At 59.8% G+C, this 13,410-nt stretch carries 8 protein-coding genes; 7 read left to right on the top strand and 1 reads right to left on the bottom strand.

Features of this window, described 5'->3' with window-relative positions; genetic code table 11:
- Positions 1-210: 210 nt before the first annotated feature.
- The gene (locus tag ACQR3R_RS19590; RefSeq protein ID WP_428274413.1) at positions 211-2,217 is read right to left on the bottom strand and encodes a BCCT family transporter; all 2,007 of its coding nucleotides are present in this window, start codon (positions 2,215-2,217) and stop codon (positions 211-213) included.
- A 322-nt stretch (positions 2,218-2,539) separates the two neighbouring features.
- Between ACQR3R_RS19590 and betI the strand changes: the two genes are divergently transcribed.
- The 7 genes from betI (at position 2,540) to dbpA (ending at position 13,336) form a co-directional block, all read left to right on the top strand.
- On the top strand, positions 2,540-3,133 hold the full coding sequence (gene betI / locus ACQR3R_RS19585) for a transcriptional regulator BetI (RefSeq protein WP_428274411.1): 594 nt from the start codon (positions 2,540-2,542) through the stop codon (positions 3,131-3,133).
- A 109-nt stretch (positions 3,134-3,242) separates the two neighbouring features.
- The gene (betB, locus tag ACQR3R_RS19580; protein ID WP_428274409.1) at positions 3,243-4,715 is read left to right on the top strand and encodes a betaine-aldehyde dehydrogenase; all 1,473 of its coding nucleotides are present in this window, start codon (positions 3,243-3,245) and stop codon (positions 4,713-4,715) included.
- A gap of 206 nt (positions 4,716-4,921) precedes the next feature.
- On the top strand, positions 4,922-6,625 hold the full coding sequence (gene betA / locus ACQR3R_RS19575) for a choline dehydrogenase (RefSeq protein WP_428274407.1): 1,704 nt from the start codon (positions 4,922-4,924) through the stop codon (positions 6,623-6,625).
- A 600-nt stretch (positions 6,626-7,225) separates the two neighbouring features.
- Positions 7,226-8,668 carry a metallopeptidase TldD-related protein gene (locus ACQR3R_RS19570; RefSeq protein WP_428274405.1) on the top strand — a complete coding sequence of 481 codons (1,443 nt, stop codon included), beginning with the start codon at positions 7,226-7,228 and terminating at the stop codon, positions 8,666-8,668.
- Positions 8,668-10,005 (top strand): metallopeptidase TldD-related protein, encoded by a 1,338-nt coding sequence (locus tag ACQR3R_RS19565; protein WP_428274403.1) that lies wholly within the window; start codon positions 8,668-8,670, stop codon positions 10,003-10,005. The genes ACQR3R_RS19570 and ACQR3R_RS19565 overlap by 1 nt, the downstream gene beginning before the upstream one ends.
- Before the next feature lie 261 nt (positions 10,006-10,266).
- A complete protein-coding gene (gene mdtD / locus ACQR3R_RS19560) occupies positions 10,267-11,694 on the top strand; it encodes a multidrug transporter subunit MdtD (protein ID WP_428274401.1) in 1,428 nt (475 codons plus the stop codon).
- A 256-nt stretch (positions 11,695-11,950) separates the two neighbouring features.
- Complete coding sequence (dbpA, locus tag ACQR3R_RS19555) at positions 11,951-13,336, top strand: ATP-dependent RNA helicase DbpA (protein WP_428274399.1); 1,386 nt, start codon at positions 11,951-11,953, stop codon at positions 13,334-13,336.
- Positions 13,337-13,410: the final 74 nt, after the last annotated feature.

The following is a 13,410-nucleotide window of genomic DNA, read 5'->3' as shown; positions in this document are numbered from 1 at the left end:
GGATCGCGGCGTTTTTGTTTATCGGGATATCTGGCAATGCAGTGTTGAAGTTGATGACCCCATCGCTAGCAGGCTAGCTACCACAGGGGATTGCATTGCCAAGGAGCTGCCGATGGCCCCCACATTGGAATGCATTCTCTTGTGGGAGCCAGCCTGCTGGCGATGAAGTTGACGCGATGCTTCAGACTGAAACACCGCACCACTGATAACTCAGCTATAAACACGGCCAAGGAGCTGCCGATGGCTTTCAAACTGATCGAGCACGTCACGGGTGATCTGATCCTGAGTGAAGCCCATCAAGTCGTAATCCTGGCTGCCGTTGTGCAGGTAAACCTCGGCGCGGTAGTAGCGCGCACGCGGCTCATCGGGGCTTTCAGCCGCCGCCGAATCGCCCGCCGCTGCCAGGTAACCATCCAGGCTGACTTCGTAGACAAAGGGGTTGCCCGACTCCATCTCGATACGCAGCCCCATGCAACGCTTGGCCTTGCCCAACAACGTTTGCACGTCCAGGCCTTGGCCGCGCAACTGCACCGCCGCCTCTTCCAGCGCCGGGCTCACTTGCTTGTCCATGAAGCGCTGAACGATCGACTGGTTCGGCTGCAGGTCCAGTTGCGTCAGACGCTCGCTGAAACCACGGCGACCCCGCGCTGCCAGCTCCGCTTGCTCCTGTTCGATCTGCACGTCCTGGCGCATCGCCTTGTGCAAACCGAACATGAAGAACACCAACACCACCGAGAACGGCAGACCGGCCAGCACGACCATGGTTTGCATGGCTTCAAAGTTACCGGCGAACAGCAGGCCGATGGTCACCAGCGTGATCACCACCGACCAGAAAATGCGCAACCAATGCGGTGCATCTTCGTCGACGTTGCCGCCCTTGCACGAAAGGTTGGCCATCATTACCGCGCCGGAATCCGCCGGGGTCAGGAACAGCACGAAACCGACGAAGATCGACACGCCGATCACAACCTTCGACGCCGGGTAATGCTCCAGCAACTGGTAAATCGCCATCGACGGTTGTTCGAGCGCAGTCTTGCCGAGCTCCACCGCCCCATGGTTCATCACCAGGTCCAATGCCGAGTTACCGAAAATCGACAGCCACGCCAGGGTGAAACCCAGCGGGATCAGCAACACGCCAGCCACCAGTTCACGCACCGTGCGACCACGGGAAATACGGGCGATGAACATACCCACGAACGGGGCCCAGGAAATCCACCACGCCCAATAGAACAGCGTCCACAGGCCCATCCAGCGCTCGGTCTTCTCGGCGCTGCCTTCGTAGACGTACAGGTCAAAAGTCTTCAGTACGATGCCGTTCAGGTAGTCGCCAACGTTTTGCACGAAGCCGTTGAGCAGGTGCAACGTCGGGCCGAACAACAACACGAAAATCAGCAGGCCACTGAACAGCACGATGTTGAGGTTGGACAGGCGACGAATGCCGTTCTCGACACCGGACACGGCAGCGATGGTTGCCACGGTGCTCATCACGATGATCACGATCAGCAAGTTGGTGTTGCTGTGCTGCATGCCGAACAGGTTTTCCAGCCCGGAAGACACTTGCAGCGAACCAATCCCCAAATTCGTCACCAGGCCCAGCAGGGTCACGAACATGCCAAAGCCGTCCACCGCGTGTCCGGCCGCGCCTTTCACCCAGCGCTCGCCGACCAGCGGATAAAGCGCCGAACGCAATGCCAGCGGCTGGTTATGCCGGTAAGCAAAGTAGGCCACCGCCAAACCAACCAGCGCGTAGATCGCCCAGCCATGCAGGCCCCAATGCAGGAACGTCAGTTGAACCGCCTGACGGGCCGCCATGTTGCTGGCAGCCACACCTTCGGGCGGATTGAAATAATGGTCCAGCGGCTCGGAAGCACCGAAGTACAGCAGCGAAATGCCGATGCCCGACGAGAACAGCATCCCCGCCCACGCGCCATAGCTGAAGTCCGGCGTGTCGTCCTTGCTGCCCAGTTTGAGCTTGCCGTAGGACGAAAACGCCAGGCCGATAACGAATACCAGGTAAGCAGCAATCACCACCATGTAGTACCAGCCGAAGCTGCGGGACAACCATGCCTGGGCAATGCCGAGCAAACGGCCAGCCTCTTGTGGGGCGATGATCAGAATGGCGGTCAACAACAGAATCAGCGCGGTAGAGGTGTAGAACACCCAACCGTTGACCGTCACCTTCTCGGGCGGGGTCTTTATAAGAGAAGCAGAACTCATGGCACAGATGCTCCGGGCAGTGCGGGAGAAGAACACAAGGCAACGCGTTACCCGACCAATCGGTTGGTTGGCAGCCGACCGGCGGGTGATATAAAGACACCCCGAAAAAAGCCCGAAGCCCTTGAGCGCCAGTGCGCGGGGGTTTCGAGCGGTTTCAGATGTCGGATTACCGCCATTTACATGTAGGAAAAGTCTGTAAATAGCGACGATTTGTCGCAGAGCTTATTCTTTGTTGATTGAACGTTCAATCAAAACAAAATAGACTGGCCTCCAATCCGATAGACGTTTTACGTCCGTTGGAAGGCCTAAGGAGATGTGCAAGATGCCCAAGGTCGGTATGCAACCCATCCGTCGTCAGCAGTTGATCGAAGCCACATTGCAGGCGGTAGATCAGGTCGGAATGGGGGACGCCAGCATTGCGCTGATAGCCCGTTTGGCCGGTGTCTCGAACGGCATCATCAGTCACTATTTTCAGGACAAGAATGGCCTGATCGCCGCCACGATGCGGTATCTGATGAACGCCCTCAGCGAGAACGTCACCGCGCGCCGTCAGGCGCTGACAGATGACAGCCCCCGGGCGAATCTGCAGGTGATTATCGAAGGCAACTTCGACGCCAGCCAGGTCAATGGCCCGGCAATGAAAACCTGGTTGGCCTTTTGGGCCACCAGCATGCACCACCCGTCTTTGCACAGGTTGCAGCGGATCAACGATCACCGTCTGTATTCCAACCTGTGCTGCCAGTTCCGCCGTGTATTGCCGCTCGAAGATGCGCGCAGTGCAGCACGTGGCCTGGCAGCCCTCATTGATGGTTTGTGGTTGCGCGGCGCGCTGTCGGGAGATGCTTTCGACACCGAGCAGGCGCAACAGATCGCTTACGAATACATGGATATCCAATTGGCCAAGCAGGTGAGTTAGAGCACACATAACCGCTCAACCCCTGAACCGCTACTGACCCGTGATGCCGCCAACGGCTGGCATCACCCAGTGGTTACCGCCAATCAACTTATGCACTTGCGAGGACTATATGGCCCGTTTCGAACTGCAAAAACTCTACATTGATGGCGGTTACTCCGACGCTAGCAGCGACGCCACTTTCGAAGCCATCAACCCGGCTAACGGTGAAGTCCTCGCAAACGTGCAACGCGCGACCAAGGAAGACGTCGAGCGGGCCGTGGTCAGCGCCGAGAAAGGCCAGAAGATCTGGGCGGCAATGACGGCCATGGAGCGTTCGCGCATCCTGCGTCGCGCCGTGGACATCCTGCGCGAGCGCAACGATGAACTGGCCGCCCTGGAAACCCTGGACACTGGCAAGTCGTTCTCCGAAACCAAGTACGTCGACATCGTCACTGGCGCTGACGTGCTGGAATACTACGCAGGCTTGGTACCGGCCATCGAAGGCGAGCAAATTCCGCTGCGCACCACGTCGTTCGTTTATACCCGTCGCGAGCCATTGGGCGTCGTGGCCGGTATCGGCGCGTGGAACTACCCGATTCAGATCGCCCTGTGGAAATCTGCGCCGGCCCTGGCGGCCGGTAACGCAATGATCTTCAAGCCAAGCGAAGTCACGTCCCTGACCACGCTGAAACTGGCTGAGATCTACACCGAAGCCGGCGTTCCGGCTGGCGTGTTCAACGTGTTGACCGGCAGTGGTCGCGAAGTGGGCACCTGGCTGACCGAGCACCCGCGCATCGAGAAAATCTCGTTCACCGGCGGCACCGACACCGGCAAGAAAGTCATGGCCAGTGCTTCGAGCTCTTCGCTCAAAGAGGTGACCATGGAACTGGGCGGTAAATCGCCGCTGATCATTTTCGACGACGCCGACCTCGATCGTGCTGCCGACACCGCGATGATGGCCAACTTCTACAGCTCCGGCCAGGTGTGCACCAACGGCACTCGCGTGTTCGTGCCCAAGCATTTGCAAGCCGCATTCGAAGCCAAGATCGCTGAGCGCGTTGCCCGGATCCGCATCGGCAACCCGGAAGACGAAAACACCAATTTCGGCCCGCTGGTGAGCTTTGCGCACATGGAAAGCGTGCTGGGCTACATCGCCAAGGGTAAGGAAGAAGGCGCCCGCGTGCTGTGCGGCGGCGGCCGTCTGACCGAAGGCGACTTCGCCAAAGGCGCCTTCGTGGCACCGACCGTGTTCACCGATTGCACCGACGAGATGACCATCGTCCGCGAAGAAATCTTCGGCCCAGTGATGAGCATCCTCACCTACGAAACCGAAGAAGAAGTGATTCGTCGCGCCAACGACACCGACTTCGGCCTGGCTGCCGGTATCGTCACCAAAGACCTGAACCGCGCTCACCGCGTGATTCATCAACTGGAAGCAGGCATCTGCTGGATCAACGCCTGGGGCGAATCCGACGCCAAGATGCCGGTCGGCGGCTACAAGCAGTCGGGTGTTGGCCGTGAGAACGGGATCAGCTCGCTGAACAACTTCACGCGCATCAAATCGGTACAGGTCGAGCTGGGCGATTACGCCTCGGTGTTCTGATCTGACTAAGAGTTTTCTGTGGCGAGGGGATTTATCCCCGTTGGGCTGCGAAGCAGCCCCCATCCAGATACTGCAAGTCTTCAGATAGATCTCGGTCGCTGATTTTGCGACTGCTGCGCAGCCGGTCGGGGATAAATCCCCTCACCACAGGTTTTGCAGTGTCTCGGCGATCTCGACCTGAACCAACTTCAAAGAGGGTGCATTCAATGTCCCAAGAATACGATTACATCATCATCGGTGCCGGCTCGGCCGGTAACACTCTGGCGACCCGTCTGACTGAAGACCAAGGCGTCACCGTCCTGCTGCTCGAAGCAGGCGGCCCGGATTACCGCTTCGACTTCCGCACACAAATGCCGGCCGCTTTGGCGTTCCCGCTGCAGGGCCGTCGCTACAACTGGGCCTATGAAACCGATCCAGAGCCACACATGGACGGCCGTCGTATGGAATGCGGTCGCGGCAAGGGCCTTGGCGGTTCTTCGCTGATCAACGGCATGTGCTACATCCGCGGCAACGCGATGGACTACGACAATTGGTCGAAACTGCCAGGCCTGGAAGATTGGGATTACCTCAACTGCCTGCCGTATTTCCGCAAGGCTGAAACCCGTGACATCGGCCCGAACGATTACCACGGTGGCGATGGCCCGGTTAGCGTGACCACGCCTAAGGCCGGTAACAACCCGCTGTTCCACGCGATGGTTGAGGCGGGCGTGCAAGCCGGCTACCCGCGTACCGAAGACCTCAACGGTTACCAGCAAGAAGGCTTCGGCCCGATGGACCGCACCGTGACGCCGAACGGCCGCCGCGCCAGCACCGCTCGCGGTTACCTGGACGTTGCCAAGAAGCGCTCGACGCTGACCATCGTCACGCACGCCTTGACCGACAAGATTCTGTTCGAAGACAAACGCGCGGTCGGCGTGCGCTACCTGATCGGCGCCGCTGAAGAGCGCGTTGAAGCGCGCGCCCGCAAAGAAGTGCTGCTGTGCTCCGGCGCCATTGCGTCCCCGCAAATTCTGCAACGCTCTGGCGTCGGCCCGGCCGAACTGCTGAACACGCTAGACATCCCGGTGGTCCACGACCTGCCAGGCGTTGGCGAAAACCTGCAGGATCACCTGGAGCTGTACCTGCAATACGCCTGCACCCAACCGGTGTCGCTGTACCCGTCGCTGCTCTGGTACAACCAGCCGGCTATCGGTGCCGAGTGGCTGTTCAACGGCACTGGCATCGGCGCCAGCAACCAGTTCGAAGCCGGTGGTTTCATCCGTACCCGTGAAGAATTCGATTGGCCGAACATTCAGTACCACTTCCTGCCGGTCGCGATTAACTACAACGGCAGTAACGGCGTAAAAGAGCATGGCTTCCAGGCGCACATGGGTTCCATGCGTTCGCCTAGCCGTGGTCGCATCCAGGCCAAGTCCAAGGACCCGCGCGAATACCCGAGCATCCTTTTCAACTACATGGCCACCGAGCAGGACTGGCAGGAATTCCGTGACGGCATCCGCCTGACGCGTGAAATCATGCAACAACCTGCACTGGACGCTTACCGTGGCCGCGAAATCAGCCCGGGCATTGACGTGCAAACCGATGAGCAACTCGACACGTTCATCCGCGAACACGCCGAAACCGCGTTCCACCCGTCCTGCTCGTGCAAGATGGGCACCGACGAAATGGCCGTGGTTGACGCCGAAGGCCGTGTGCATGGCCTGCAAGCCTTGCGTGTCGTGGATGCCTCGATCATGCCGATCATCACCACCGGCAACCTGAACGCGCCAACGATCATGATCGCCGAGAAAATCGCCGACAAGATTCGTGGCCGCCAACCGTTGCCGCGCAGCACCGCCGATTACTACGTGGCCGGTGATGCACCGGTACGTGGCAAGCCGATGCGCGATGTGAGCCTGACTGCTCAGTAAGACAGCCACACCGCGTCACGACCCATCGCGAGCAGGCTCGCTCCCACAGGTATTGGGTTGGATTGCAGATGTGTGATCTCGCCCAATCCCTGTGGGAGCGAGCCTGACTGCTCAGTAAGACAGCCACACCGCGTCACGACCCATCGCGAGCAGGCTCGCTCCCACAGGTTTTGGTTTGGATTGCAGATGTGTGATCTCGCCCAATCCCTGTGGGAGTGAGCCTGACTGCTCAGTAAGACAGCCGCACCGCGTCACGACCCATCGCGAGCAGGCTCGCTCCCACAGGTTTTGTGTTGGATTGCAGATGTGTGATCTCGCCCAATCCCTGTGGGAGTGAGCCTGACTGCTTAGTAAGACAGCCGCACCGCGTCACGACCCATCGCGAGCAGGCTCGCTGCCACAGGTTTTGTGTTGGATTGCAGATGTGTGATCTCGCCCAATCCCTGTGGGAGCGAGCCTGCTCGCGATGGCGGTCTTGGCAATAACGCATCGCTTCACCCTTGATCCGCCCCCCCGCACAGGCCTAATCTAGCGCCACGCAAACGTTTCACCCCCTCGCAACACCGCTGCAACGCCACTCCATACCAAGGAGGTTCACCGATGTTCGATTTCCACCCTCAGCTCAAGCAGCGCTTCGCTGCGTTGCGCACGGGCGCTGAATTTTTTTCGCTGCGTTATGTGCGCGAGTCCGGCCAATACCTGTCGGTGCGCAAAAACGTCGCCGAACCTCCAAGTCTTGGCCGTGACGAAGGCGCGATGCTGACCGTACGCCTCAACGGCGTTGAAGCCTACGCGGCGACCAACGATTTATCGCAAAAAGGCCTGCAGTTAGCGCTGGAACGGGCCGAGCAACAGGCCCGTTTGATCAAGCCTTACGCCTTGCTGGACCTGCGCGAACAAGTCGTCTCCAGCGACCGTGCCGACTATTTTTCACCCAACCTCGACCAGCCTTTTCCGTCCCTCAGCGATTGTTTGCAACTGCTGGGGGATGAGTCCGCCGCGGTCCCCAAGGACGAGCGACTGGTGAGCTGGCAGGTCAGCCTTGGCCTGACAAACGTCGAGCAGATTTACCTCAACAGTGCGGGCGCCGAATTGCGCCAGGCACAGCGCTTTGTCTATCCCGGCCTGGACATCACTGCCTACGATGGCAACGACAGCCAGACCCGCAGCCTGGGTCGCGAAAATTTCGGCCAACAGGGCGGCGCCGATGTCATCAGCCGTTGTGGACTGATTGGCGCCGGCCCGCAAGTGGCTGATCAGGCGCTGCAATTACTGCTCGCGCCGAACACTCCGCAAGGCCCGCGCGACCTGTTGCTGACGCCGGATCAAATGATGCTGCAGATTCACGAATCCATCGGCCATCCGCTGGAACTGGATCGCATCCTCGGCGATGAGAGAAATTACGCCGGCACCAGTTTCGTCAAGGCACACGATTTTGGCAGCCTGCAATACGGCTCAAAACTGCTCAACGTGACGTTTGACCCGGACATCCCCGAACAACTCGCCAGCTACGGCCATGACGACGACGGCACCGCTGCCAGCAAACAGTTCCTGATCAAGCAAGGGTTGCTGCTGCGCCCGTTGGGCGGCGCGCTGTCACAGTTCCGGGCCGGCATGGACGGTGTCGCCAACAGCCGTGCGTGTGGCTGGAATCGTCCGCCAATCGATCGCATGGCCAACCTGAATATCGAGCCCGGCGATCAATCGCTGGAACAACTGATCGGCAACATCGAGCACGGAATCTTGATGAGCACTAACCGCTCATGGTCCATCGACGATGCGCGCAACAAATTCCAGTTTGGCTGCGAATGGGGCCAGTTGATTGAAAACGGCGAACTCAAAGGCGTGGTGAAAAACCCGAACTACCGGGCGATTTCTGCGCACTTCTGGAAAAGCCTCAGCGCCGTCGGCGACGCCAGTACCTTCCAGGTGTTGGGCACGCCAAACTGCGGCAAGGGCGAGCCTAACCAGGTGATTCGAGTTGGCCACGCCTCACCCGCGTGCGTATTCAGCAATGTCGATGTGTTTGGGGGAGACGCCTGATGAGTACTTTTGGCAAACAGGCCGAATCGTTCAAAGCGTTGGTCACCTGGCTGCGCGACGCCGTTCGCGAGCCGGAGCAATTCACCCTGAGCTACGCCGCCGAGTCTTCTGCCTTCGTGCGCTTCAATCACGCCAAGGTGCGTCAGGCCGGGCAGGTGCAACAAGCAAATATCGGCTTCAAACTGATCAACGATGGCCGCCACGCCGACCTCGACATCACCTTGGCCGGCGATACCGAAGTAGACCTCCAACGTTTGGCCGAAGGCCTGCAACAGTTGCGCGAAACCTTGCCGTTGTTGCCACGAGACCCGTACCTGCTGCTGAACCACAATGGCTGGCAGAGCAAGAATGTTCAGGAGCATCCGCTGCCGGACATTGCACACGTGGTCGCCGAAATCAGCCAGGCAGCCGAAGGGCTGGACCTGGTCGGTTTTTATGCCGCCGGGCCGATCTGCCGTGGCTTCGCCAGTTCTTCGGGAGCCTTTGGCTGGCATCAGGCCAACAGCTTCAATTTTGATTTCAGCCTGTTCCACGAAAATGGCCAGGCAGTAAAAGCCAGTTACGCCGGGCACGACTGGAGCAGCGAAGGCTTCGCCAAACGCTTTCAACAAGCACGTGAACAATTGGCATTTCTGGGTCGGCCATTGCGCACGTTGGCTCCGGGCCAGTACCGCGCTTATCTGGCGCCGGCAGCGCTGGAAGAGATCATGGGCATGTTGAGTTGGGGCGGTTTCTCGGCGCAGTCGATTGCCAGCAAAAGCAGCCCGCTGCAAAAACTCTACGGCGGCGACCAATCATTCAGCCCTCTGGTGTCGCTGGACGAGAAGGTCAGCGGCTCGCTGAGCCCGGCATTTTCCGGTGAAGGCTATCCGCGAAGCGACCTGGGGTTGATCGTCGATGGCAAGGCTGGCGCGCAACTGGTGAACTCGCGCAGCGCCGCCGAATATGGCCTGACTGCCAACGGTGCGGGCGGCGGCGAGTCGCCCGGGGCATTGAACATGGCCGCCGGGACGTTGCCTGAGGAAGAGATTCTCAAACAACTGGGCACTGGTTTGTACATCAGCAACCTCTGGTACCTGAACTTCTCGGACCAGCCGATGGCACGCATGACGGGCATGACGCGGTTTGCAACCTTCTGGGTCGAGAATGGCGAGATTCAGGCGCCAGTCAGCACCATGCGCTTTGATGACACGGCCTACAGCTTGCTGGGTTCGCAGCTGGAGGCGTTGACCGAACAGCGCGAGTTGCTGTTGTCGGCCAGCACCTACAGCCAGCGGGCCACGGATTCGGCACTGTTGCCGGGAGCGCTCATAAGCCGACTAACCTTGACCCTGTAAATACGAAACCCTGCACACGGGTAAACCTGTGACGAGGGTGAACCTGTACACGGGGAAACCTGTGGCGAGGGTAAAACCTGTGGCGAGGGGATTTATCCCCGTTCGGCTGCGAACCAGTCGTAAATCGGACAACACGGTCTGTCTGTCAAACCGCGGTTGCCAATTTGGGGCTGCTAAGCAGCCCAACGGGGATAAATCCCCTCGCCACACAGGTCGGTGCCAGCCACGACCTTGCATTAATTCCATACCGCAAGAGGTCCCATGCCGAATCGCCCGATGCTCGACGCCGTCACTGCCCGCTGGTTGCCGTGGGTCGTGGCCATTGCTTTCTTCATGCAGTCCCTCGACGGGACGATCCTCAACACTGCCCTGCCGGCGATGGCCAGGGATCTGGCGGAAAACCCGCTGCGCATGCAAGGCGTGATCATTGCCTACATGCTCACGGTTGCGTTGCTGATCCCCGCCTCAGGCTGGATCGCTGACCGCTTCGGCACCAAGAAAATCTTCTTCGGGGCGATCCTGTTATTCAGTATCGGCTCGTTGCTCTGCGCGTTGTCGAACACCCTGACGCTCCTGATCGGCGCACGAGTGATCCAGGGCCTCGGCGGCGCCTTGATGTTGCCGGTCGGCAGGCTAGTGGTGCTGCGCGCCTACCCGCGTTCGGAGCTGGTACGCATCATGGGTTTCATTACCATTCCAGGCTTGCTCGGCCCGCTGATCGGCCCGACCATGGGCGGCTGGATGGTTGAATACCTGACCTGGCACTGGATATTCCTGATCAACTTGCCGGTCGGTGCAATTGGTTGCTATGCGGTCTGGAAATTCATTCCCGACCTGCGCGGTACCGAACGCACACGCTTCGACGGTCTGGGCTTCTTGCTGTTCGGCGCCGCCATGGTGCTGATCACCATCGCCATGGAAGGCCTCGGCGAACTGCACTTGCCGCACTTGCGGGTGATGTTGCTGTTGTTCGGAGGCATGGCGTGCCTGGCAGCGTATTGGTTGCGCGCCGGGCACATCGACAATCCTTTGTTTGCGCCGTCGCTGTTCAAGACCCGCACGTTTGCCGTGGGCATCCTCGGCAACCTGTTCGCTCGTCTGGGCAGCGGCGCACTGCCGTTTCTGGTGCCGTTGCTGCTGCAGGTGGCGCTGGGCTACTCGCCGTCTCAGGCGGGGATGAGCATGCTGCCGCTGGCGGCTGCGGCGATGATCGCCAAGTCGGTGGCGCGACCGTTGATTGAACGCTTGGGCTATCGCATCGTCCTGACCGGTAACACCTTGGCATTGGGCGTGATGCTGGCCAGCATGGGCCTGGTCAGCGAACAGACGCCGTACTGGTTACTGCTGGGGATGCTGGCGATTCTCGGCGCGATCAACTCGTTGCAGTTCACTGCGATGAATACCGTGACCCTGATCGACCTGGATGACGCCAGCGCCAGCAGCGGTAACAGCTTGCTGTCGGTGGTGGCGCAGTTGTCCCTGAGCCTGGGTGTCGCCTGCGCGGGCGCGCTGCTGGGTGGGTTTACGGCAGAGGTCGGTAACGATGGCGTGGATACGGTTCTGGGGGCGTTCCAGCTGACCTTTGTGACGGTCGGAATCATGGCCATGCTGGCCGCGACGATTTTCTCGCAGCTCTCAAAGGAAGACGGACGGCGCGCCAAACGCCCGGAAGAACACATCGAACACTAATGACGATTTGCTGAAGAGAACCCTTGTGGCGAGGGAGCTTGCTCCCGTTGGACTGCGTAGCAGTCCCTTACATTTCGAGGTGAAGAGTAGGAGCCGCTTTGCGCCCCAGCGTGAGCAAGCTCCCTCGCCACAGGGTTCGTCTCTGGTCAGGGAAAAATTGGGGAGTCCTGGTTCAGTCGCTGTTCGTCCAGAACATTCGAGGTAAGTGATCGTAGACTGATACACTGCGCGACATTTTGTTTTGCAGGCCAGTCCCGTGACCACCATCGCCACCGCTTTTAATACTTTGCCGCTGTCCGCCGCCATGCTGGCTAACCTCGACTCCCTCGGTTATGCCCAGATGACGCCGATCCAGGCGCAAAGCTTGCCGGTGATCCTCAAGGGGATGGACTTGATCGCGCAGGCCAAGACCGGCAGCGGCAAGACTGCCGCCTTCGGTATCGGCCTGTTGAACCCGATCAATCCGCGCTTCTTCGGTTGCCAGGCGCTGGTCATTTGCCCAACGCGTGAGTTGGCCGACCAGGTCGCCAAGGAAATCCGCCGTCTGGCACGTGCCGAAGACAACATCAAGGTCCTGACCCTGTGCGGCGGTGTTTCTTTCGGGCCGCAAATCGGCTCGCTGGAGCACGGCGCACACATCATCGTCGGCACCCCGGGTCGTATCCAGCAGCACCTGCGCAAGGGTTCGTTGATTCTTCACGGCCTGAACACGCTGATTCTCGACGAAGCCGACCGCATGCTCGACATGGGTTTCTACGATTCCATCGAAGAAATCATCGCCCAGTGCCCGGAGCGTCGCCAGACCTTGCTGTTTTCTGCCACGTACCCGGTGGGCATCAAGCAACTGGCCTCCAAGTTCATGCGCAACCCGCAGATCGTGAAGGCCGAGGCGTTCCACGACGACACACAGATCGAACAGCGCTTCTACGAAATCTCCCCGGAAGAGCGGATGGACGCCGTGGTCAAAATCCTCGCGCACCACCGTCCGGCAACCTGCGTCGCGTTCTGCTTCACCAAGCAGCAAGTACAGGAAACGGTTGATCACCTGACCTCCAAAGGCATTTCTGCCGTCGGCCTGCATGGCGATCTGGAGCAGCGTGACCGCGACCAGGTATTGGCGATGTTCTCCAACCGCAGCACTTCGGTATTGGTTGCCACTGACGTCGCCGCTCGCGGTCTGGACATCGATGCGCTGGACATGGTGATCAACGTCGAACTGGCCCGTGACTCGGAAATCCACATTCACCGTGTTGGCCGTACAGGCCGCGCCGGTGAGAAAGGTATTGCGATCAGTCTGGTCGCCCCGTCCGAAGCGCATCGCGCCCAGGCCATCGAGCAACTGCAGAAGTCGCCGCTGAGCTGGGATCAGTTGGACAACCTCAAATCCCAGGGCGGCGCACCGCTGCTGCCGGTGATGAGCACGCTGGTGATTGGCGCAGGCCGTAAAGACAAGGTTCGTCCTGGCGATATCCTCGGTGCACTGACAGGCGATGCCGGTATCCCGGGCGCTCAGGTTGGCAAAATCGCGATTTTCGACTTCCAGGCGTATGTGGCGGTTGAGCGTGGCATCGCCAAGCAGGCTTTGCAGCGCCTGAACGACGGCAAGATCAAAGGCCGTTCGCTGCGCGTTCGTATCCTCTAAGAACGCCGCGCCCCCTGTGGGAGCTGGCCTGCCAGCGATGGCATCGAATCGGTCCGAGAGGTAAACCGAGTCGA

The organism is Gordonia sp. IEGM753, from assembly GCF_050321825.1.
Taxonomy (GTDB): Bacteria; Pseudomonadota; Gammaproteobacteria; order Pseudomonadales; family Pseudomonadaceae; genus Aquipseudomonas.
This window is presented reverse-complemented; position numbering and strand designations above follow the sequence as displayed.